Annotated in this window: 22 protein-coding genes; 5 read left to right on the forward strand and 17 right to left on the reverse strand. The window is 60.2% G+C overall.

The annotated features are described in order from the left end of the window. Window positions 1-29: 29 nt before the first annotated feature. On the forward strand, window positions 30-314 hold the full coding sequence (locus BDD14_RS20770) for a DUF427 domain-containing protein (protein ID WP_130420843.1): 285 nt from the start codon (window positions 30-32) through the stop codon (window positions 312-314). A gap of 122 nt (window positions 315-436) precedes the next feature. Further along, a complete protein-coding gene (locus BDD14_RS20775) occupies window positions 437-1936 on the forward strand; it encodes a pyridoxal phosphate-dependent decarboxylase family protein (protein WP_130420845.1) in 1500 nt (499 codons plus the stop codon). A 30-nt stretch (window positions 1937-1966) separates the two neighbouring features. On the opposite strand, the gene BDD14_RS20780 is transcribed toward BDD14_RS20775, so the two are convergent. The 13 genes from BDD14_RS20780 to BDD14_RS20835 form a co-directional block, all read right to left on the reverse strand. Beyond that, window positions 1967-3463, reverse strand: coding sequence for a sensor histidine kinase (locus BDD14_RS20780; RefSeq protein ID WP_130420847.1), 1497 nt, complete (start codon window positions 3461-3463; stop codon window positions 1967-1969). A 180-nt stretch (window positions 3464-3643) separates the two neighbouring features. Then, the gene (ilvC, locus tag BDD14_RS20785) at window positions 3644-4669 is read right to left on the reverse strand and encodes a ketol-acid reductoisomerase (RefSeq protein WP_130420849.1); all 1026 of its coding nucleotides are present in this window, start codon (window positions 4667-4669) and stop codon (window positions 3644-3646) included. 51 nt (window positions 4670-4720) lie between these two features. Next, window positions 4721-5338: an acetolactate synthase small subunit gene (ilvN, locus tag BDD14_RS20790; RefSeq protein ID WP_130420851.1), complete on the reverse strand. Its 618-nt coding sequence runs from the start codon at window positions 5336-5338 to the stop codon at window positions 4721-4723. Between the two features lie 3 nt (window positions 5339-5341). Next, a complete protein-coding gene (locus BDD14_RS20795) occupies window positions 5342-6289 on the reverse strand; it encodes an alpha-1,2-fucosyltransferase (RefSeq protein WP_130420853.1) in 948 nt (315 codons plus the stop codon). A 103-nt stretch (window positions 6290-6392) separates the two neighbouring features. Further along, window positions 6393-8171, reverse strand: coding sequence for a biosynthetic-type acetolactate synthase large subunit (gene ilvB / locus BDD14_RS20800; RefSeq protein ID WP_130420855.1), 1779 nt, complete (start codon window positions 8169-8171; stop codon window positions 6393-6395). Between the two features lie 24 nt (window positions 8172-8195). Further along, complete coding sequence (locus tag BDD14_RS20805; protein WP_130420857.1) at window positions 8196-8594, reverse strand: DUF3427 domain-containing protein; 399 nt, start codon at window positions 8592-8594, stop codon at window positions 8196-8198. A gap of 24 nt (window positions 8595-8618) precedes the next feature. Continuing rightward, window positions 8619-10319, reverse strand: a complete 1701-nt coding sequence (ilvD, locus tag BDD14_RS20810) for a dihydroxy-acid dehydratase (RefSeq protein WP_130420859.1) — start codon at window positions 10317-10319, stop codon at window positions 8619-8621. An 82-nt stretch (window positions 10320-10401) separates the two neighbouring features. After that, on the reverse strand, window positions 10402-11034 hold the full coding sequence (leuD, locus tag BDD14_RS20815) for a 3-isopropylmalate dehydratase small subunit (protein ID WP_130420861.1): 633 nt from the start codon (window positions 11032-11034) through the stop codon (window positions 10402-10404). Beyond that, window positions 11034-12491 (reverse strand): 3-isopropylmalate dehydratase large subunit, encoded by a 1458-nt coding sequence (leuC, locus tag BDD14_RS20820; RefSeq protein ID WP_130420863.1) that lies wholly within the window; start codon window positions 12489-12491, stop codon window positions 11034-11036. Before leuC ends, leuD begins: the two co-directional genes overlap by 1 nt. Beyond that, window positions 12488-13165 carry a hypothetical protein gene (locus BDD14_RS20825; RefSeq protein WP_130420865.1) on the reverse strand — a complete coding sequence of 226 codons (678 nt, stop codon included), beginning with the start codon at window positions 13163-13165 and terminating at the stop codon, window positions 12488-12490. Before BDD14_RS20825 ends, leuC begins: the two co-directional genes overlap by 4 nt. Window positions 13166-13173: 8 nt before the next feature. Next, entirely contained in the window at window positions 13174-13350 is a 177-nt protein-coding gene (locus BDD14_RS31980; protein WP_165420181.1) for a hypothetical protein, read from the reverse strand. A 7-nt stretch (window positions 13351-13357) separates the two neighbouring features. Next, window positions 13358-14464 (reverse strand): 3-isopropylmalate dehydrogenase, encoded by a 1107-nt coding sequence (leuB, locus tag BDD14_RS20830; protein ID WP_130420867.1) that lies wholly within the window; start codon window positions 14462-14464, stop codon window positions 13358-13360. Window positions 14465-14532: 68 nt separating this feature from the next. Further along, complete coding sequence (locus BDD14_RS20835; RefSeq protein ID WP_130420869.1) at window positions 14533-15711, reverse strand: 2-isopropylmalate synthase; 1179 nt, start codon at window positions 15709-15711, stop codon at window positions 14533-14535. 140 nt (window positions 15712-15851) lie between these two features. Here BDD14_RS20835 and BDD14_RS20840 point away from each other — a divergent pair, with 140 nt between their 5' ends. From BDD14_RS20840 to BDD14_RS20850, 3 genes are all read left to right on the forward strand, one after another. Beyond that, window positions 15852-16760: a LysR family transcriptional regulator gene (locus BDD14_RS20840; protein WP_423201762.1), complete on the forward strand. Its 909-nt coding sequence runs from the start codon at window positions 15852-15854 to the stop codon at window positions 16758-16760. 110 nt (window positions 16761-16870) lie between these two features. Next, on the forward strand, window positions 16871-17305 hold the full coding sequence (locus BDD14_RS20845; RefSeq protein WP_130420873.1) for a hypothetical protein: 435 nt from the start codon (window positions 16871-16873) through the stop codon (window positions 17303-17305). Between the two features lie 196 nt (window positions 17306-17501). Next, window positions 17502-18098 (forward strand): outer membrane beta-barrel protein, encoded by a 597-nt coding sequence (locus BDD14_RS20850; RefSeq protein ID WP_130420875.1) that lies wholly within the window; start codon window positions 17502-17504, stop codon window positions 18096-18098. A gap of 91 nt (window positions 18099-18189) precedes the next feature. Here BDD14_RS20850 and BDD14_RS20855 read toward each other — a convergent pair whose 3' ends face one another. The 4 genes from BDD14_RS20855 to BDD14_RS20870 form a co-directional block, all read right to left on the reverse strand. Next, window positions 18190-18720 carry an outer membrane beta-barrel protein gene (locus tag BDD14_RS20855; RefSeq protein WP_130420877.1) on the reverse strand — a complete coding sequence of 177 codons (531 nt, stop codon included), beginning with the start codon at window positions 18718-18720 and terminating at the stop codon, window positions 18190-18192. Window positions 18721-18822: 102 nt separating this feature from the next. Continuing rightward, window positions 18823-19386, reverse strand: a complete 564-nt coding sequence (locus BDD14_RS20860) for a porin family protein (RefSeq protein WP_165420182.1) — start codon at window positions 19384-19386, stop codon at window positions 18823-18825. Window positions 19387-19511: 125 nt separating this feature from the next. Beyond that, window positions 19512-21380 carry a hypothetical protein gene (locus BDD14_RS20865; protein ID WP_130420881.1) on the reverse strand — a complete coding sequence of 623 codons (1869 nt, stop codon included), beginning with the start codon at window positions 21378-21380 and terminating at the stop codon, window positions 19512-19514. A 98-nt stretch (window positions 21381-21478) separates the two neighbouring features. Beyond that, on the reverse strand, window positions 21479-22564 hold the full coding sequence (locus BDD14_RS20870) for an energy transducer TonB (protein ID WP_130420883.1): 1086 nt from the start codon (window positions 22562-22564) through the stop codon (window positions 21479-21481). Window positions 22565-22664: the final 100 nt, after the last annotated feature.

Here is a 22664-nt window from a genome sequence, read left to right on the forward strand (position 1 = left end):
TAAATTATTGAAAAGACGGGTTGCAGACTATGGCGAAGGCAGTTTGGAATGGGCAGGTTCTGGCCGAGAGTGAGACCTACGAGACAGTTGAAGGGAACATCTATTTTCCCGACGAATCGGTCAAACGCGAGTTCCTGAGGCCAAGTTCGACGACCTCAAGCTGTCCATGGAAGGGCCAGGCTCGTTATTACACGATCCTGGTCGACGGGCAGGAGAATCAGGACGCAGCGTGGTATTACCCCGACCCCAAGCCTGCCGCCCGAAACGTGAAACACCATACCGCCTTCTGGCGGGGTGTGGAAGTGACGAAGTAGTTCTTCCGAGCAAACGCATCTACATTTTAGTCCGTTAAGTTCTGGACGGATCGTGTCCTGTGGTGCTCCTCCGTTTACGCCTGCGGCGAAGGATGCAGCCCTGCCCCGAGTATTGTTAGGGGATGGGCAGAACTTCGCACCGCGCAGATACGTATTCAGATAGAGAAGAGACAACCCTGGATCCCGCAAATGAGAAGGAATGGGCCGCGCTCCGGGCGCTTGGCCATCGGATGGTCGATGGAATCTTCGACCATCTGCAGGGAAGACGAGAGCAGCCCGTGTGGCAGCGACTCCCGGCGAAGACACGACAGGCCATCGAGCAGGAGCCGGTCCCGCGCACGGGCGAAGGGGCCATGGCGGCTTATGAGAGCTTCCTGCGGGACGTGTTGCCGTACGGAATCGGGAATACGCATCCCCGTTTCTGGGGCTGGGTCATGGGCAATGGGACTGCGGAGGGCGTACTGGCGGAGATGCTGGCCGCTGGCATGAATCCTAACGTAGGGGGATTCGATGACTCCGCAACGCTGATCGAGGAGCAGGTGATTCGCTGGATGGCCGGATTGATGGGGATGCCTGTCGGGACCAGCGGCCTGCTGATGAGCGGCGGCACGATGGCGAATCTGATCGGGCTGGCGGTGGGCCGGCACGCAAAGGCCGGCTTCGACGTGCGTGCCGAGGGTCTGCTGGGAGGACCCAGGCTGCGGGTGTACTGCTCGAGTGAAGCGCATAGCTGGCTGAAGAAGGCAATGGAGCTGATGGGGATGGGACGGGCGGCTCTGTGCGTGGTTGAAGTCGACTCGGAATACCGGATGAAGCTCGAGCAGCTGCGGCAGGCGATCGCCGCGGATCGCGGGGCTGGCCTCCTGCCTCTCTGCGTGGTGGCTACAGCGGGAACGGTGAACACCGGGGCCACGGATGATCTCCCGGCAATTGCGGATCTATGCGCTCAAGAGAATCTCTGGTTTCACGTAGACGGCGCCTTTGGCGCTCCCGCGTACTGGTCCGAGAAGCTGCGGCCCCTGGTACGGGGAATCGAACGGGCCGACTCGCTGGCGTTCGATCTGCACAAGTGGGGCTACATGCCCTACGACATCGGCTGTGTGCTGGTGCGGGATGCAGAGGGCCATAAGGCCGCATTTGCCACGGGAGCCAGCTATCTGACCGCGATGGAACGAGGGCCGGCCGCGGGGGGACTGCGTTTTGCCGATCGCGGTATCGAGCTGTCGCGAGGGTTCAGGGCTTTGAAGGCGTGGATGAGCCTGAAGGCGCGGGGAGTGGACGCGATAGCGGCCGCCATCGAACAGAACGTAGAGCAGGCGCGATACCTGGTGTCGCTGGTGAAGGCCTGCCCTGAGCTTGAGCTGGCAGCCGAGGCTCCCTTGAATATTGTTTGTCTCCGGTATGCCGGCGCGAACGACACGGAGAACAGCGAGATACTCATGCGGTTGCAGGAGAGTGGGATCGCCGTTCCGTCGGGAACAATGCTCGATGGCCGGTTTGCGATTCGCGTGGCAATCTCAAATCACAGATCGCGACGAAGCGACTTCGATCTGCTGGTCGATTCAGTGAAGCAGATTGGGCGGGATGTGACTAAAACGACAAGCAGCGCCGTGCTAAGTTGATTGCGGCTGTTTGCTTCGGCGCTGCTGCGGTTAGTAAGTCTGGGCTTGTTCCAGCGGCAGTCTAACCTGGAAGCAGGTAGCTCCGGGTTTCGAATCCACGTGGATGTAGCCGGAGTGACGCTCGAGGATGCGCTGCGCGGTATCGAGTCCGAGCCCTAGGCCGCGGCCGGGGGCCTTGGTGGTGTAGAACGGTTCGAAGATGCGGCTCTTGAGTTCCGGATCGATGCCGGGGCCAGTATCCCATACCTCGACGAAGGCCATCCGTCCCTGCAACCGTGCACAGACCCGAAGCGTTCCCTGGTCTTTCATCGCATCCAGCGCGTTCTCGATCAACGCGGTCCATACCTGGTTGAGCTCGCGTCCGTAGCCGGCGACCGGAGGAAGTGCGGGATCGAAATCCGTTACAACGGACACATGCTGCAGGCGCGACTTGAACATGGCGAGAGTGTTCTCGAGCGACTGTGCCAGGTCGATGTCCTGGATCGGCGCCTGGTCCATGTACGAGTAGTCCTTGATGGCGCGGATAAGGTCGAAGATGCGTACCGTCGAGTTGACCACGGTCTCTGCCATGCGTTCGACGCGGAGGGAGCTGGCGAAGGTGGCTACTGCGACCGGAAGCGCCTCGGAGGTGACGAGGCCGGCAAGCTCGTCGAGCTGAGCGGAGGCGATGCCGGTTTCGGCCAGCGACGGAGCGATGGCCCAGGGATTCGGGACGTTGTGGCCTTCGAGCCAGCCGAGCAGATCGACCTCGCGATCGCTGATAGCCAGCGCATCCGGAGACCTGCCGTTCGCAGCCTCGTGTTCCCCGAGCGTGGAGCGCGTACGCGCCACCCAGGAGCGGTACTGCGACGTGTGCGTATCGGAGAGGCAGAGATTGCCAAGACGATACTTCTGGTCGCCGTACTGCCGCAGCTCGGAGAAGAGGCTGGAGGCGGAGCGCTGGGCAGCGGAGGCCGGATTATTCAACTCGTGGGCCAGGTTCGCCGCAAGCTTGCCCAGAGCGGCGAGTTTTTCCGCCTGCTGCTCCATGCGTGTGACCTCGCGCACGCGATCCATCATGGTGGAGACACAGCGCTGCGTCATGGAAGGGATCGCCGCGAGCATCTCGGGAAAGCGATCTTCATGGATGTCGAGCAACCAGCCTGGGCCCACGAGGTAACCTTCGCCGCCGTAGACTTTCATGCGCGAAAAGGGCAGCTTAGCGGTCATCTGGCCGGCGCGGCCGATCCACAGCGCCATTGGGCCGGCATTGTGGCGGCGCACGTGCACCTCACCCTTGAGGATGAAGACCATGCGATCGCAGGGGCTGCCTTCGGCGAATGCCATGGCTCCGTCGTCACCGACGCGTTCGGTGCCGTGAGTGGCGAACCAGAGGTACTCCTCTTCGTTGAGACCGTCGAGTGCAGAGATAGTACGCAGCGCCGCGATGATCTCTGATTGCGGCGTCGGGTGTGTGGGAGGAGCGATGAACACCTGGAGCCCGAGCTGCTGGGGAAGTAGAGCTTCGTAACTGCTTGGGGCGGCCATGAGGCGAATCTCCTTCTGCCGTCGTGGGCAGGAAAACAAGAAACGGCGACTCTTGCTCCATTGTGACAGGTTTGCAAACAGGGGAGGAGCAAAGATGCGGAGGAATTCTCCGGGTTTTGTGACGAAAGGAAACGGCGGCACCCTTAGGATGCCGCCGTACCTCGTTTCGATGAAGAAAAGTTATGCCTTTACGACCGCGCCATTCTCGACCTTGACGGGATCGAGGAAGGGCATGGCCTTGCGCAGCTCGGCGCCAACCTTCTCGATGCCGTGCGCGGCCTCCTGCTGGCGGATGCGAGCGAACTCGTGACGACCGGTCTCGTTCTCCTCGATGAACTTCTTGGCGAAGGAACCGTTCTGAATCTCCTCGAGCAGCTTCTTCATGGCCTGCTTGGTCTCGGCGGTGACGATGCGTGGTCCGGCCACATAGTCGCCCCACTCCGCCGTGTCCGAGATGGAGTGACGCATGTAGGCAAGGCCGCCGCGATACATCAGGTCGACGATGAGCTTGAGCTCGTGCAGAACCTCGAAGTACGCGAGCTCGGGCTGGTAGCCCGCCTCGGTAAGGACTTCGAAGCCAGCCTTGACCAGGGCGGCGGTGCCTCCGCAGAGAACCGCCTGCTCGCCGAAGAGGTCGGTCTCGGTCTCTTCCGTGAATGTGGTCTCGAGAACTCCGGCGCGGGTGCAACCGATGCCCTTGGCGTAGCTGAGCGCAAGCTCAAGTGCCTTGCCAGAGGTGTTCTGCTCGACGGCAACCAGTCCGGGAACGCCGCCGCCTTCGGTGAAGACCTCGCGGACGCGGTGGCCGGGCGCCTTGGGAGCGACCAGCGAGACATCGACGCCTGCGGACGGAACGATGGTTCCGAAGCGGATGTTGAAGCCGTGCGCGAACATGAGGGTCTTGCCGGGGGCGAGATTTGGTTCGACCTCTGTCTTATGCACCTTGGCCGCGGTCTGGTCGGGCGTGAGATTCATGATGACGTCGGCCCACTTGGCGACATTGGCGACGGTGTCGACCTGGAGGCCAGCCTTGCGGGCGCGCTCGGCATTGGGGGAATCAGGACGAAGGCCTACGCGAACCTCGACGCCGGAGTCCTTGAGGTTGAGGGCGTGGGCGTGGCCCTGCGAGCCGTAGCCGATGATGCCGACTTTCTTGGCTTGGATGAGGGAGAGGTCTGCGTCTGCGTCGTGGTAGGTCTTTGCCATTGCTTTGTCTTCTTCCTTTTCGTTGTTTCGTTAATCGTAAATGGAGAGTGATTACGCGTCGTCTTCGGCGAACTGGTTAGGGAGATCGTCGGCTTCCGGGCGATCCGGGAAGGCCAGCGGAGTCTCTTCAGAGGTCTTGGTGCCGAGGGCTTTGAGCACGCGGCTGGTGTGGTGGCCGCGACGCATGGCCATACGGCCGGTGCGGGAGACCTCGAGAACTTCGAATGAGGATTCGCGCAGGACCTGGAGGAGGCCTTCGATCTTGCTGGCGGCTCCGGTCATCTCGAGCATGATGGACTCGGGCGCGAGATCGACGACGCGAGCGCGGAAGACATTCGCGAGCTCGAAGATCTGCGAGCGCGAGTGCTGGCCATGCGGAGAGTTGGGGCCGGCAGCGACCTTGATGAGGCAGAGCTCGCGGATGACCGCTTCGCTGCGGCCAAGCTCATCGACATCGCGAGTGATCTCAAGCTTGTAAAGAGAGGCGCGGACACGGTCTGCGGCGTGCTCGGGTGCGTCGCAGACGATGGTCATGCGCGAGATCCCCTCGCGTTCGCTTTCGCCCACGGTAAGTGAAACGATGTTGACGTTGAGGCGGCGGAAGAGCGAGGCGACCCGTGTGAGCACGCCGGGCTTGTCGTCTACGAGAGCTACAAAGGTGTGAAGCATTCGTTACGTCCTTATCAGGCTGTCGTCTGAAGTTGAACTGCGTGATGAGTCAGGGGCTGCGGTGGCGACGCGCTTCCACGAGGAAGGCAGAAGATCGGTGTGCGGAACATTGGGATCGAGCCAGCGGTCGGGGACGAGGACGACCTTGTCGGGATCTGGGTTGAGCCATGCTCCCCACCAGGAGAAGCTGCTGTTGGCGATGATGTGGTGGCGGCAGGAGGACATGAGCCGGAGATCTTCGTGCGCCTCGGTCTGGCTGTTGTGGCCGACGAAGACATAGCGTGGGCCTGCAGGAAAATTCTCGCGGCAGAAAGCGATGTCGTCGGAGAAGACGAAGAACGTTGGGTCAGATACGTGCTCGCGGATGGCCGCAATGGCATTTTGGTAGTAGGTGATGGGCATTGCGTCGCGGCCACTGTAGATGGTGGTGTAATCGCCGCGCCGTACGTGGAGCGATACCGGAGACTCGCACGCGCGAATCTGATTCAGCGTCTCGATGTTCTTGCCTGTAGGAGCATCCCGAAGCGCGAGCTCGCTCCGTAGCTGCTGCTCGATGGTCTTCGCATACTGATGCGCCTGAAAGTAGCCGTCGACGTAAATGTTCCTGGTGGTCGAAGTCACGGGAAGCTCCGGAACGAAGAGCCAGTCGGTGCGGAAGTCCGGCTTGTAGCGATGGGTGCCGGAAAGAAGACGCGCAGGTATGGAGATGGGATCTTTATAGGAGGCCGTCGAGCAGAGCAGGCGATCCCATCCGTTCCGTTGCCGCACCGGTGTGGTGATGCGGAACTTCGAAAGCAGAAAGGGACGTGGATGACCGAACGACACGGCGCGCTCCTCTGATTCACGGATAATCTCCAGCGTGGCTGCGTGCTTATGGGAAAAGTAGAGACCCGCAGCATACTGGAACAGTTGATTCCCAAGGCCAGACTTCTGTTGAAGCACGATCTTCATGCAAGGCTCTTTCCAATAAAAGATTTCAATCTACAGAGTTGCAATAAAGCTCGATATTGGAGCGAGTGCCTTCAGATCGAACTGTTCCAGTTTCATCTTCTTCTTACTCGTCCTCCGCCGTCTCTATCAGCGGATTCGGCCTGCGGACCATCTCATGCAGCGCGCTGCCCGGAGCGATCATCGGGTAAACTCCATCTTCCTTTTCGACAGAGAAGTTGATGAGGAACGCCGTCGGTGCCGTTCGTGCATTTGTGACGGTTTGTGTTACATCCTTGCGCTCGGTGACGTGAGAGCCGGGAATGCCGTGCGCTTCCGCCAGTTTGACGAAGTCGGGCGAGAGGATTGGGGAGCAGGAGTAGTTCTTGTCGTAGAAGGCCTCCTGCCACTGGCGCACCATGCCCAGGAAGCCGTTGTTGATGACGGCCACGTTGATGTGAAGGGACTCCTGCTGGATGGTGGAAAGCTCTGCGGCGGTCATCTGGAAGCCGCCGTCACCGGCGATGCACCAGACGTCGCAGTCAGGCCGTGCGATCTTGGCTCCGATGGCTGCGGGCAGAGCGTAGCCCATGGTCCCGAGGCCTCCTGAGGTGATGAGGGTGCGCGTGTCCTCGTGCTTGAAGTACTGCGCCTCCCACATCTGGTGCTGTCCCACGTCGGTGGCGATGATGGTCTTGTCGAGACGACCTGCGGCCTTTGCCTCCTGCCAGATGTCGTTGATGACGTGCGCGGCGTAGAGATGGCCGTTGTCGGGAAGGTTGATGATGTCGCGCACGGCGGCGTCGCCCTTCAGGGCGCGGATCTCGCGCAGCCACTCCTTGGTGTTGTTATTCGCGCTCGCGTCGACGAGATAGTTCTTGTCGTGGATGAGCGGCTCCATCGTGCGAAGGACCTCTTTGAGGTCGCCGATCAGCGCGACGTCCACCTTGACGTTCTTGTTGATCTCCGAGGGATCGATCTCAATGTGGATCTTCTTCGCATTCGGCGCGTAGCTGGCGAGATTGCCGGTCACGCGGTCGTCGAAGCGCATCCCGAAGGCAAGCAACAGGTCGGCCTCCTGAATGGCATGGTTCACCCACGACTCGCCGTGCATGCCCATCATGCCCAGCGCCAGCGGGTGCGAGGCAGGGAAGGCTCCGAGGCCGAGCAGCGTCGTAGCAACAGGAATCTGGTAGCGTTCGGCGAAGGCCAGCACCTCGCGCTCTGCGGCGGAAAGGATGATGCCGTGGCCCGCGAGGATGACGGGCTTCGTCGAGGCCCTCATCAGCTCGATGGCGCGATGCATCTCGGTGGATTCGGCGCGTAGCATGGGGTGCGGGCGGAAGGCGGCGGGCGCGGCCTCGTCGAAGTTGAAGAGTGCGGCACCCTGCTGCGCGTCCTTGGTGATGTCGACCAGCACGGGGCCGGGGCGTCCGGACTGCGCGATCTGGAAGGCCTCGCGGATCATCGGAGCAACGTCTTCGGCGCGCGTGGCGACGAAGTTGTGCTTGGTGATCGGTAGTGTGATGCCGGTGATATCGATCTCCTGGAAGGCATCGGAGCCGAGCACCTTGGACGAGACCTGCCCGGTGATGCAGACGATCGGGATAGAGTCGAGCATCGCTGTGGCGATGCCGGTGACGAGGTTGGTCGCGCCGGGGCCCGATGTGGCGATGGCGACCCCGACCTTGCCCGAGGCGCGCGCGTAGCCGTCAGCCATGTGCGCGGCGCCCTGCTCGTGCCGCGTGAGCACGTGGTGGATGGGGAACTTGCGCAGAGCGTCGTAGGCGGGAAGGATGGCTCCGCCGGGGTAACCGAAGACCGTGGTGACACCTTCGCCTACAAGCGTGGCCCAGAGGATCTCGGCTCCGGTCAGGGTGGGGTGTGCGTTTTTCTGGTCTGTCATACATGCTCCATTCGCCATCGAGGATTATGCCGATTGAATTTGAAATCTGAATCGGCTTGGTTTGTCTATATTCAATTCGGTTTGCAAGATCTTGAGCTGCCCGACGTAGACGAAATCTGAGTGATGTCGTTCTCTGTGGAACAGATGAATTTCTTCGCCGGTGGTAGATGTAGCAAGCATCCTTTTTTCGGCGAAGTGGTCATTTGGTCCTTCCCAATCAAGCGTCTTTTCGTGCAGTTTGTCTTCATACTGCTCTGAAGATGTTTGTTTGTTCTCGGTAACGAACAAAACGATCTTGTTATCTCCAGCAGGCGTGACTACTCCTCTGGCCAAAGCATGAAATGTTTTATAGCTCCATAACTCGGCGAGTATTTGTCTCGAGTAGAGTTCTCCGGGTTTTAACTGAGCAAATTCAATGGGCATAAAATCTTTCTGGAAGGATGCAAATTACGTGGTAACCGCTCCTTCGCTGGCACTGCTCACGCTGTTCCTATACTTCGCGAAGACTCCACGCTTGTAACGCGGCTCCGGCTGCTTCACTTCCTTCAAGCGCTTTGCAATATCTTCCGCTGGAACCTCAAGTCGCAGCTCGCGGTTCTTGATGTCAAAGGTGATGGTGTCGCCTTCGTGGACGGCGGCGATTGGGCCTCCGAGCTGGGCTTCGGGGGCTACGTGGCCGACCATGAGGCCGCGCGTGGCTCCGGAGAATCGGCCGTCGGTGAGCAGCGCGACAGTATCCGTGAGCTCGGGGATGCCTTTGATGGCTGCAGTGACGGCGAGCATCTCGCGCATACCGGGGCCTCCGCGGGGGCCTTCGTAGCGAATGACGCAGACGTCGTTGGGCTTGATCTTGCCGGCTTCGACAGCAGCGTGGCACTCGTCCTCGGAGTTGAAGACGCGTGCGGGGCCGGTGTGCAGGATGCGCTCGTGGCCTGCGACCTTGACGACGCAGCCCTCGGGAGCCAGGTTGCCCTTGAGGATAACGAGTCCACCGGTGGGCTTAAGAGGCTTGTCCATCGGATAGATAACCACCTGTCCCGGCGTCTCGACGGCGTGCTGTGCCTCTTCGGCGAGGGTCTTGCCGGTGACGGTGATCAGGTTGCCGTCGATGAGGCCAGCGTCGAGCAGCCGCTTCGCGAGCAGGCGCGATCCGCCTGCGTCCTGGTAGTCCTTGGCGGCGTACTTGCCGCCGGGGGAGAGGTCGCAGATGTGTGGAGTGCGATCGCTGATGGCGTTGAAGTCGTCGATAGTGAAGGGGATGTTGAACTCGCGCGCGATGGCGAGCAGATGCAGGACAGCGTTAGTGCTTCCGCCAGACGCGCAGGCGGAGACGTAGGCGTTCTCGATGGCCTTGCGCGTCACGATCTTCGAGGGACGAAGATCGTTCTTCGCCAGCTCCATGACCAGACGGCCTGCCTCGCGGCTGGCTTCGGCCTTGTCCGGCGACATGGCGGGAACGCCGGTGATCTGGATGGGAGAGATGCCGAGAAACTCGCCTGCCATAGCCATGGTGTTGGCGGTGAACTGACCGCCGCAGGCCCCGGGGCCGGGACAGGCTGCGGCTTCGAGAGCTTCGAGCTGGTCATCATTGATCTTTCCAGCCGCGTGCGAGCCCATGGCTTCGAAGACCTGCAGGATGGTGATCTCCTTCGTGGTGCCGTCAGGCTGGGGAAGCTTGCCCGGAGCGATGGAGCCGCCGTAGAGCATGAGGCCGGGGATGTCGAGGCGGCCAAGCGCCATGATGGCGGCGGGCATGTTCTTGTCGCAGCCGGCGATGCAGATGAGGCCGTCGAAGCTGTTGCCGCGAGCGACGAGCTCGATTGAGTCGGCGATGACTTCGCGCGAGATCAGCGAGGCCTTCATGCCTTCGGTCCCCATCGTGATGCCGTCGGAGATGGTGACGGTGTTGAACTCCATCGGGGTGCCGCCTGCGTCGCGCACGCCCTGCTTGACCGCCTCCGCGACCTGGCGGAGATGGAAGTTGCAGGGGCCGATCTCGGTCCAGGTGTTGGCGATGCCGATGATGGGCTTGTGCAGGTCTTCTTTGCTGAAGCCGACGCCACGCAGGTAGGAGCGCGCAGCGGCGCGTGATGGGCCTTCGGTGAGGACCTTCGAATACTTCTTTGCCGGATTGAGTTCGTTGCTCACTTGCTGTTCTCTTCCTCTCTAAGCTTTGCGGCGCTGCAAAGAACTACTGAGATTCTTCGCTGCGCTCAGAATGACGGCGACGTTAAGCGGCGGTCTTTGGCAGCGACCAGAAGTCCTTGTTGTGCTTCTCTTCGAAGCTGTCGAGCTCATTTTCGTGGCGCAGCGTGAGGCCGATGTCGTCGAGACCGTTCAGCAGGCAGTACTTGCGGAATGGGTCGATATCAAAGGTTGCGTGAAAGCCCTGTTCGTCGGTGACGGTCTGCTGCTCGAGGTTGATGGTGAGCTTGTGCTCGGGGTTGGCGGTAGTGCGCTCGAGCAACGTCTTCACCTCGTCTTCGGTGAGGCGGCAGAGAATAATGCCGTTCTTGCCTGCGTTGGAGAAGAAGATATCGGCAAAGGTCGGCGCGATCACGGCGCGGAAGCCGTACTGATTGATTGCCCAGGCGGCGTGCTCGCGTGAGCTGCCGCAGCCGAAGTTCCTTTCGGCGATGAGGATCTCGGCGCCCTTGTACTCGGGCTTGTTGAGAACGAATTCCTTACGCTCTTCGACGTGGTCGGGTGTCTCGAGATCGTAGCGCCAGTCGAAGAACAGGAACTCGCCGTAGCCGGTGCGCTCGATGCGCTTGAGGAACTGCTTGGGGATGATCTGGTCGGTGTCGATGTTCGGGAACGGCAGCGGCACGGCCTTCGAGGTGATGATGTTGATCGGTTCCATTAGCGCGAGGCTCCTTCCGTCTGCTTCCACTTGCGGATGTCGGTGAAGTGACCGGTGATGGCAGCTGCGGCGGCCATCTCCGGCGAGACCAGGTGTGTGCGTCCGCCGCGTCCCTGGCGTCCTTCGAAGTTGCGATTGCTGGTGGAGGCGCAGCGCTCGCCGGGTTGCAGGATGTCGGGATTCATGCCGAGGCACATCGAGCAGCCGGGCTCGCGCCACTCGAAGCCGGCGGTCTTGAAGATCTCGTCGAGACCTTCTTCCTCGGCCTGATGCTTGACCGCCTGCGATCCGGGAACGACCATGGCGCGAATCTTTGTGGCGATGTGATGACCCTTGACGACGGCTGCTGCGGCACGGAGGTCTTCAATGCGTCCGTTGGTGCAGGAGCCCAGAAAAACCGTGTCGATCTTGATCTCTTCCATCGGCGTGCCGGGCGTGAGGCCCATGTATTCGTAAGCGCGTTCGAAGGATTTTTTGTCGGCCTCGGTCTTCGCGTCATTCAGCGTCGGAACCTTCGCATCGATGGTGGTGGTCATGCCGGGGGAGGTTCCCCAGGTGACGGCGGGAGCGAGGGTGGCGGCATCGATGTGAAGCTCGCGGTCGAAGGCTGCGCCTTCATCGGTGGGCAGTGTGCGCCAGTGGGCGACGGCCTCATCCCATGCGGCTCCCTGAGGAACGAAACGACGGCCCTTGAGGTAAGCAAACGTCGTCTCGTCGGGAGCGATCATTCCGGCGCGGGCACCGGCCTCGATGCTCATGTTGCAGATGGTCATGCGGCCTTCCATCGACAGGGCGCGGATGGCCGAGCCGGCATATTCGACGGCATATCCTGTGGCCCCGTCGGTGCCGATCCTGCCGATGATGTCGAGGATGATGTCCTTGGCGGTGACGCCGAAGGGAAGCCCGCCGTCGACAGCGCCTGCGGCACCATCAACCGTGATGCGGAAGGTCTTGGGCTTGTCCTGCGGTAGTGTCTGCGTGGCCATCACGTGCTCGACCTCGCTGGTGCCGATGCCGAAGGCGAGCGCGCCGAAGGCTCCGTGGGTGGAGGTGTGGGAGTCGCCGCACACGATGGTCATGCCCGGCTTGGTTGCGCCCAGCTCCGGCCCGATCATGTGGACGATGCCCTGCGAGGCGTCCTGCACGTCGAAGAACTCGACGCCGAACTCGGCGCAGTTCTTGCGCAGCGCATTCACCTGGTTGGCAGAGATCTGGTCGACGATGTGGAGACGGTCATACGCGCTGGTGGTGGGAACATTGTGATCCACCGTGGCGATCGTGCGGTCAGGGCGGCGCAGCTTGCGGCCAGCCATGCGAAGGCCGTCGAAGGCCTGCGGCGAGGTGACTTCGTGGACGAGGTGCAGGTCGATGTAGAGGATCGTCGGTTCGCCTGCGGGCTCTGCGACGACGTGCTGCTGCCAGACTTTTTCGAACAACGTCTTGGGTGCTGTGCTCATGAGTTTGCCTTCTGCTCAGTCTGTTTCTTGGTTTGGCCGATGCCAAGATCGGCCGGTTGAATCGGGTGCGGTTGTCCGTCGGGATCGACGAGGATCACATTGGCGATCTGCTCGACGGTGTTGTCGGCAAGAGGTTCGGTGGCCCAGGGTGCAATCGAGCGCGTAAGTGGCTGGGGAAGATGGGCAGGGTCGAGCGCGCGGCTGGCAAAGACCCACAACGTATAGGTCGATCCCGCCTGATCGGTGGCTTTGCTCTCTGCAATCCAGTTGGTCGCTGCAAAGACGAACAACGGATGGGCGCTGCCAACATCGATCCAGAGCAGGCCGCGGTTCGGGCAGAACTGCGCCACGCAGCCAGTGGCAACGAAGTAGCGGTTATCGTCGGCGACCACGGAGCGGGACTGACCGAGAAACTCGAAGATGGTCTCGGGAAGACTCTTGCCGTTGCTCCAGAAGGTCTGTGGTGCCGTGAAATGTGCCTGCAACAAGGCCTTCAAGCGCACGTCGTTTAGCAGTCCGCTGCCGTTTCCGCCGTCTGCAGGCTGCGTGTACTGCCACATCCACGACAGATCCTCCGCCTTCGGCTTATCGTGCTTCAGCTGAAGCTGCGCGCGGATTCCTGAGGTCACGAAGATCAGGAGGAAAACCGCACCGAGTTGGAGGTGACGTCGCACTTGAAGACTTATCGAATCTTTTTGCTTTGCTGTTTCGCCGCAAACATCATCAGTAAGTTGGCAAAGACGAGAAGAAAGATGCCAACAGTTATGAGGATGAATAACGGACTGCCAGTCCAATACCTATAGATCAACGCGGCAACAATCGAACAATTGATGAGGATAGCCTTAGTCTTTGGTGTCATCGATTTCTCATACGGCGTGCATGGCCTGACGGCGGTCGATGGACTCGGCCAGGGCCTGGTGCACATGCTTGCCCATCTCCTGCGTGTTGACGAGCTGCACGTTCTCGCCCTTACGTGCGATGTCCGCGGTGCGGTAACCCGCCTCCAGAACCTTGAGGACCGCCTGCTCCACCGCGCGCGCGTCCTGCTCGAGATTCGCGGAGTGGCGCAGAACCATCGCGGCGGTGAGGATCGCTCCCAGCGGATTCGCCTTGCCGGTTCCGGCGATGTCAGGGGCGGAGCCGTGCACAGGCTCGTAGAGATTCACCGCACCACCGATGGTGGCCGAGGGCAGCATGCCGAGCGAGCCCGTAATCACTCCCGCCTCATCGGAGAGAATGTCGCCGAAGAGGTTCTCGGTGAGTACAACGTCGAAGTTCCGCGGGATATTCATGATGTGCATCGCCATCGAATCGACAAGCTGATGTTCGAGGGTGACCTCGGGATAGTCCTTGGCGATCTCGGTAACGGTCGCGCGCCACAGCTGCGAGACCTCAAGCACGTTGGCCTTATCGACCGAAGTGACCTTCTTGCGGCGCTTCGACGCAAGCTCGAAGGCGACGCGGGCGACCCGAACCACCTCGTCGCGGGTATAACGCATCGTGTTGATGGCTTCGTTGGTCTCCTTGTTCCACCGGCGTGGCGCGCCAAAGTAGAGACCGCCCAGCAGCTCGCGAACGAACAGGATGTCGACGCCTTCGGTCACCTCGGGGCGCAGGGGAGAGCTGCCCGCAAGCGCGGTGTAGGCCACCGAAGGACGAAGGTTGGCGAAGCCGCCAAGCGCCTGGCGAATCTGCAACAGGCCGGCCTCGGGACGCTTGTCCGGCGTGAGCGAGTTGAACTTGTTGTCGCCGACCGCGCCCAGCAGAACGGCGTCGGCATCGAGTGCGGCGTCGAGCGTCGCGGTGGGGAGTGGCGATCCGCTGTCGGTGATGGCAACACCGCCGATCAGACCTTCGACAAAGGTGAATTCGTGTCCGCCCAACTCGGCAACCGCGTGCAGAATGTTCGTAGCTTCCCGTGTGACTTCAGGACCGATGCCGTCGCCGGCGAGAACTGCAACTTTGAGACGCATTCGCTATTCCTTCTTCGAGAAGTGATGAGGGCTTCGTGCCCCGCATTTTCTGGTTCGTCCAACCGTTGCTATGGAGTCGCCACGGCCGGAACCTTTTCGGGCTTCAGCAAGCCGAGAATGTCCTGGTCATAGATCGACTTCTTGCGATCGGCAAGCTCGGTAAAGCGGTGATAGACCTCGTCGAGCTGCTCGCGTGTGAGCGTGTGACCAAGTCTTTCGAGCCGGTCCGCCAGAGCCCGTCGCCCAGAGTGCTTGCCCAACACGAGGTTAGTGCTGCCCGCGCCGACCGAGGCCGGGGTCATGATCTCGTAGGTCAATGGATTTGCCAGCATGCCGTGCTGATGGATGCCGGATTCGTGCGCGAAAGCATTCGCCCCGACGACAGCCTTGTTGGGCGCGGCTCCGAAGCTGATGCACTCCGCCAGCATCTGGCTGGTCGGGTAAAGCTGATCCATCCGGATGTTGCTCGTGTAAGGAAGTTTGTCGCGTCGAACCATGAGTGCCGCGGCAATCTCTTCGAGAGCCGCGTTGCCGGCACGTTCGCCGATGCCGTTGATCGTGCATTCAATCTGACGCGCGCCACCCTGCACTCCCGCCAGCGAGTTCGCAACCGCCATGCCGAGATCGTCGTGGCAGTGGGTGGAGAGAATGACGTTCTCGATTCCAGCAACGCGCTCGCGCACCATGCGGAAGATTGCGGAGTACTCTTCGGGAGTGGTGTAGCCGACTGTATCCGGAATATTGATGGTCGTCGCACCCGCCTGCACCGCGACGGTGATCATCTTCACCAGGAACTCGGGATCGGTACGGGTGCCGTCCTCGGTCGAAAACTCGACGTTATCGGTATAGGTAAGCGCGTGCCGGACAGATTCGGCGGTCTGGTCGAGCGCCTGCTCGCGCGAGATGCGCAGCTTGTATTCGAGATGAAGGTCGGAGGAGGCAAGAAAGATGTGGATCCGGTTTAACTTGGCCGGCTGGATGGCACGGCCAGCCGCATCGATATCCTCGCGCTTACAACGCGCCAACGAGGCGATGCGGGTGCCGGTCACCTCGCGGGCAATCGCCCGGACCGCGTCGAAGTCCCCCTCCGACGCAATGGCGAAGCCGGCTTCAAGAATGTCCACCCCCAGGTCGCGAAGCTGATGCGCCATGCGTAACTTCTCGTCGTGGTGCATCGTGCAGCCCGGGGACTGCTCGCCGTCGCGGAGGGTGGTATCGAAGAAGACGATCTGATCAGGATTTGGCATAGCTCTGGTCACTCTCGTACCTAGGCGTTATCATAACCCAGGCTTATGAAGGTTTGCGCTCATATCAAAACTTCTAATCGAAGCATTCGCGCGATCAAGGGCATGGGCCCAAAGTGAGGTAAAACGTGGATCTCGTCCAGATGGAGACATTTCTGGCCGTAGCGGAGGAGCGAAGTTTTTCACGGGCCGCCTCTCGGCTCCATCGTACTCAGCCGGCGGTGAGTCAGGCAATCGCCAAGCTCGAAGGGGAGATCGGAGAGGTTCTCTTTGATCGTTCGTCAAGAGACGGCACCCTCACCGATGCCGGCGAAGTGTTGCGAGAGTATGCCGCTAAGATGTTGAATCTGCGGAGCGAAGCCTCAGGCGCCCTGACGGAGCTGCGATCGCTGCATCGGGGCAGGCTGAATCTGGCCGCCAACGAGTACACCAGCCTCTATCTTCTCCCCCTGCTGGACGAGTTCCGCAGGCAGAATCCCCGGATCAAGCTGGCCGTGCAGCGCACGCTCGCCAGCAGGATTCCCGATGAAGTCCTCATTCATTCCGTCGAATTCGGGGTGCTCTCCTTCCGTCCCGACGACAGCCAGATCCGGTCGATCGTGGTCTATCGGGACGATCTGGTCCTCGTCGTCAATCCCCGCCATCCTCTTGCCGGGGCAGGGAAGGTGTCCATCCGGCAGCTGGGATCGCAGAATTTCATCGCCCACAATATTCCTTCGCCCCAACGCCAGAAGGTGATCCAGACCTTCAAGAAGCATAAAACCCCCTTGCAGATGGGGGTTGAGCTGCCTTCGCTCGAGGCCATCAAGCGCTTTGTGGAGATGGGCAATGGCGTTGCGTTAGTTCCGCGCCTCACTGCTGTTCCGGAACTCGCCAGCGGCACCCTGGTGATGCTGGAAGTGCCGGAGCTGCAGACTGAGCGCAAGCTGCGCCTGGTCTACCGGCGACAGGCCAACCTGTCCCACGCCGCGGCCGCCTTCCTCAAAGTGGTGGAATCCTACGCAGCGAGTCACGGCGATCCCTACAGCTTCCAGCCCGACCGCGGGGCATGACGGGAAGATTAAATTCTCCGCAACGCAGAACATTTCCCGGCAATCCACGTCTGATGGAGCAGGCTTTGGGCCAGGTCTCCTGGTCGCGCCAATTGAGAGGGAAAGATTCCATGACGATAACCATGTTTCGCAAAGCAGGTATGCGGATGGCAATGGTTGCGCTTTGTACTGGCGCGCTATGTGCTCTTCCAGTGATGGCGCAGGACACCGCGCCGGCAGCTTCGCAGGGAACGGAAGGCACGCACGGTCATCAGCGTGGAGACGCGACCGCGATGCTGACCCAGAAACTGAACCTCACGACGGACCAGCAGGCCCAGGTCAAGTCCATCAATGACGATGCAAGGTCGCAGGTTATGGCTTTGAGAAATGACACCTCGATGTCGAACGACGACAAACGATCCAAGATGATGGAGATTCGAAAGACATCTCAGGATAAGATCCGCGCCGTTCTGACGGACGATCAGAAGACGAAATACGACGAGATGCAGGCAGAGATGCGGGAGCGGATGAAGGATCGTCAGCAGGGCGCGCCAGCACCTCAGTAAAATGCAATATCAAGATTGGAACGGTCTGGCCGGAGGTCCTCTCCGGCCTTTCTGCGTTCGGCATCCCATCAGGCCCGGTTGTGCGTTTACAATGAAGGGACAGTGACGAAGGCGCTGGAAGTTACTGCGGCAGGTGCCATTGCCGACAAGTCAGCCCCAAGTTGTTCTGGACGAATTCGAAGGGATCTAGCGAAGAATGAAGAAGACGATGGTGTTGGGCGCGCTGATGCTGATGGCGTCTTTCGGGTACGCACAGGAGAGCCGGCAGGACGTAAGTGCAAGCGTGATTGGGGTATTGACGCCGCAGGTGAATGGAAACGCGGTGCAGTTGAACACGACGAAGACCGTCGGATTTCTGGGTAGCTACCGCTATATGCTGACACCCCGAAGCGCGCTTGAGATGAACTACTCCTTCGCACAATACAGTTCAAACTACAACACCAGCTTTCTTCCGAATGTGCGTATCCATACCCGCCAGCAGGAGATTACAGGCGCGTATGTCTACTCTCTGAACTTCCGGAACTTCAACCCCTTCCTGGAAGGCGGCGTCGGTGGGCTGATCTTTACGCCGATTCGCGACTTCCAAACGACGAACTTCGACACGAGCCAGAATACAAGCATCGGCGCGCTCTTCGGCGGCGGCGTTGCCTATGAGCTCAGCCCGAGCTGGGACATCCGTGCGCAATACCGTGGCTTTGTCGTCAAGGCTCCGGACTTCGGCCTCACGAACTTCAAGACCAATCGCTGGGAAGTGGTCTCGATGCCCGCCATCGGTATGGCATATCACTTCTAAAGAAACATCCGCTTCAAGAGAAAGGCCCCTGATCGATCAGGGGCCTTTCTCTTGTGGTCAGCTATTGGCCAGCGAATCGCTGAACTGCTATTCAAAAGCGGTATGCGCCGCCAATGGTAACGACGGAGGGAGACAGGCCGTTGGTCGGGAAGCCGAACCAGCGCTGGTATTCGTATTCGCCTCGAACATTGACGTGGCGAAGCAACTTGTAGTCCAGGCCGCCGCCGAGACCCAACATGTTATAAGCCAGATTCGCCGTAGTCTCCCCGCGATAGGTGAAGTTGAACACTCCTCGTCCGTAGAGCCCTTTGACGTAGGGAGAAAACCGTCCCCGATACGTACGGGAATATCGTGGGCCGATCTCGTAGGTCTTTTCGTACATATTGGTCTGCCCGTCCTTCACGTAACGAAACTCGCCCTCCACGCCGAGGTGACGATAAAAGTCCCAATCCACGTAGAGGGTGGTTCCGTTTACCCGATTCGGCAGGTAGTCCGTGTTCGCGCTGGAAAAGCCTGCCCCAATCTGTAGTGAGGCTGGCCGCTCGGCGGTTGGACTGGCTTGTGCATGAAGAACTGCGGAGGTGGTAAACAAGGATGCTGCTATCAGAATCTTCTTAAACAATCACGTTCCCCTGAAAGAGGCCTGTATGTTCGTTCGAACAGGCCTTGAAACATTCACGCGAAGGGCCGCTCTACCTGCTTATCGGCAGAGCAGCCCTGGCTCTTAGTGAAAAGTGTACGCTGCCCCGAAGGTGAAGACATAGGGCGACAATCCATTCGCCGCAAATCCCGGCCATCCCTGGTATTCGAAATCGAACGCCCGGACATTAATATGAGGGGTCGTCCGTACGTCGACACCGCCACCCACCGAATAGATCTTGTAGGTGTACGAGTAGTTCGGCCTGAGAGAGTCTTTATCGTAGTCGGTCTTAAAACGGCCGAGACCAAGCTGCCCTTTGGCATAGGGTTTCAAGCGGCTGAAGCGGCTGATGTGGAAGACATAGCGAGGTCCCAGAAGATAAGAGTCTTCGCCAATATCGGTTGGGGTAATCACGCTGACTTTGTGGATATTGCCTTCAATTCCCCAGTGCCGCGTAAAGTCATAGCTCCCGTAAATCGTGTAGCCCTGAATTTTTTTTTCCCCATAGTCAGGACTGGCAAAGGAATACCCTGCGCCCAGTTGGATTGAGCCGGTACGGGTGGCCGTGGGAATTGCCTGCGCATGGGAAACGTGGGCACTGGCCCACAATAAAAAGACGATGGAAGTAATCGAAAAAATACGTTTCAACCGCGGTCCTCCAGTGATGACTTTCAGGCTAAGTTACAGAGAAAAGCAGAACTCTCTATTCTCTGTTAGATGGTCGAAAGGTGAGGATCGCCGTATAAGACGATCCCCGGTGGAACGATCGAATTTCAATTCTGCGGCGGATTGGCTGTAGCAGCTGCAGGGGAGGTGGGCTCTGCCGGAGTTGCCGGGGAGGTGGCAGGAGCCGGTTGCGAATTGGCGGCTGGAGCTCCGCCCGACGGGGCCGGAGTTTCAGTCGGTGGCTTGTAGTAACCAAGTTTAATGTATACCGGCCCCACTTCAAAGGGCATCTTGTCGGCGGGCGACAGCAGTGTTTCGAAGGCCGGGTGGAGCGTGATCGTCTGATCGGTCCACGGATCGCGGCGCAGGAAGCTCGACAGCGGCATTGCGGCCTGCTGCTTCAGGTCTGCCATATCCAGCTTCGGAGACTTGGCCACCATGGCCGCCATCCAGAAGGTCTGGTCGTTGTCGCTCTTCACCAGTCCATCGCCGATCATCGGCTGGTTAAGAGCCTTCAGCGACGGCAGCCGCTGCTGAAGCTGCTGTAGGTAGAGGCCAAAATACTGCTCGCCTCCGACCAGCTCCTTCGCTCCAAGCAGCTCAACTGCCTTCTTCGCAGCCGCTTCATTGTCGGCATTCGTATGGTGCATCGGAATACGGTTGAAGACCGAAGTCGCCGGGAAGAGAAGCCGGTCGTTGAACGCGAACTTCGTGTCGAGCCGGTGGCCGAGAATAATGTGGGCAAGCTGGAAGGCCAGCAGCGCATTCAAATTGCCCATCTGCTGGGCGCCGTCCTGGCTGAGAACGGCAGTCGTGTCGATCAGGCTCTTCGACAGGATGATGGTGTTTCCCACCGAGAGCGACTCCAGGGGCTCGGTCAACAGCGTTCGGCAGTGAATCGGCCGCGACAGCGTGATGTTGTTGTACGCCAGAATATTGGTCGCCAGCGCCTCGAGAGTCTTGTCGAATTCGCTCGGTGCATCCAGCAGGCCGGCCTGGTACAACCGTTCGACAACGTTGTCCTCGGCCTGTGCCACCCAGGCGCGCTGCGCTCCCAGCGGGCTGAGATCCTGTGCCTCGCTGCTGACGTCCGTCGCACCGACCACGTCCATCGACGTATTTTCGGAGTCCTTCTGCGGAACCTTCAGAACGTAGCCCCAGATGTGGTTGATCGCCTTGAACTTCAGCGTACGGGTGACACTCTTCGAATCGCTCTCTTCCACGTAGAACGAGGTTGGCAGCCAGAGACCGGGCTGGACGTTGGTGCGCCAGCTGTCAAAGTGGTAGTACTCGCGCGAATCCTTTTCCGAGCCGGCGAAGTTGCCGTTGAAGCGTACAACGTTGCCTTCACGCGTCTCTATCCAGATACGGCCAAAGAAGCGGCCCCGCTTGTCTTTCCCGAGCGGCGTCACATCGAAGACCGCCGTGGGAGTGTTGCCCAGAAATTCGTTGCGGACATAGCCAAACTGGTAGTGCTGCCGGTCGAAGTCGTTCGAGTCCATCAGCAGCATCTGGACGAAGCCGACCTCGCTGAAGTTCAGGTGCAGGCTGCTGCCCAGACCGGTTATGAACGAGGTGGAGTGCTTGAAGAAGCCAAACTTGCCGCCATCGCTTCCCTGTGCGGTCGACTTGTTAACCTCGTATTCGCTTCCACCGATGATCCGGCTGAATTCGACGCGGCCCAGAAAGTGCTGGTCCGAGTCCGGTGTCTGACCCAGCTTGTCGTCAGCCCGCATGTTCTGGATGTAGGTCTCGACCAGCGGAGCTCGCTCCTTGACGGTCTTGATGACCTCCTTCTCCCTTACGATGGCCTTGTCGATCAACTGGTTCTGGTTGGCCGTTAGCTTGGCCGCCGGTATATCCTGCGCCGCTGCCTTCTTGCCCGGCAGGGGGAACCCGAAGGCCGCGTGGGCGGAAAAGGTGGTGGCGATTACTGCCAGGACGAAACCGGCGGTAGGCTGTCTCCGAAAAATCATGATTACGGCTCCTGCGGCGACCTTTAGGTCATCCATGATGTCTTGCTGCGGTTAGTGACGGTTACAAAAAACAACGAAATGGCCGGAGCATCCTGCCGCTATCCAGCAAGCTGGAAGACGACGTTCACAATCCCCTCCCAGTCCACCGGGTTTCCCGAAGCATCCGTGGCGGGTTGAAAACGAGTTGCTTGAACGGCACGTATGGCGGACTCCCCCAGGCCATGGCCCAGGTCGCTCGTAACGCCGAGAACCTGCACTACGCCCGTTGCGGACACGTGCAGTCGCACCGAGACCGTTCCCTCGATGCGGAGCTTGATCGCCTCCTGCGTGTATTCAGGCCGAGGCTTGTAAAGAACCTTCGGAGCCTTCGCTGCCGTCGCCGCGGGCGTGGGCGCCTTCGGCATCGGCGGCACGGCCTGGCCCAGATTCACGGGGCCCGTCGAAGCCGTCCGGCTCGTCGAGTTCAAAGGACCCGTTCCGCCGGGAACTCCGAGCTTCACTCCCTGCACCGGACGAGATCCGTTGCCCGACATACTCTGGCTGCCCGGGGAACCCGAGCCCAGGTTGACGGCGGTTGCACGCGGGCCCGCTCCGGTATTCGAGGCCGGCATGCCAGGCGCGCCCTTCTGGCCCAGATCCACCGAGCTGGTGGCTGGGCGGTTTGAAGGCGCAATCGGATTGTCCGGTCGGCCAAGCGCTACCGGCGACGGGTGGGGAGATTCGTTCACCACCGACGCCGCTTGAGGATGAGCCAGCGATACGGGCTTCGGAGCCGCCGGTGCCGTCACCCGTTTCGGGGGAGCGGGAGGAACTTCCGGAGCCGGTTGCGCCATCTTCACCTCGACCGGCTTGATGGGCTCCGGAGGCTTGACCTCCGGCATCCTGATCTTCGGTGGCTCGACTTTTGCCACCGGCGGGGCAGGAAGGGGTTTGGGAATAATCTTGGGGCGGATCGGCTCGATCGGCTTCGGAGGAAGGGACAGGGTCACCTCTGTCAACCTGTGAGTCTCTTCAATCTTCTTTGCCGCTGCTCCCACGATGCAGACGATGATGGCAATCACGACGTTTACCGTGATCGAGGTGAACAGCGATCCTTTGCTCTGTTGACCGTCGTGTAAGACGCCGAAATGAGAGAACTGAACGCTGGGAGGGGAGAGATCGTCAGTGTGGAGTGGCTTCGCCATAAAGAGTCCTTTTTGTTGACACCTCTCTGCAGAAGAGGTGGAACATTGGGACCAATCCGGGTAAAGATACCGGAGGACTGGTGTACCGGGGAGATTGAAC

The sequence above is a fragment of the Edaphobacter modestus genome (assembly GCF_004217555.1).
Taxonomy (GTDB): Bacteria; Acidobacteriota; Terriglobia; order Terriglobales; family Acidobacteriaceae; genus Edaphobacter; species Edaphobacter modestus.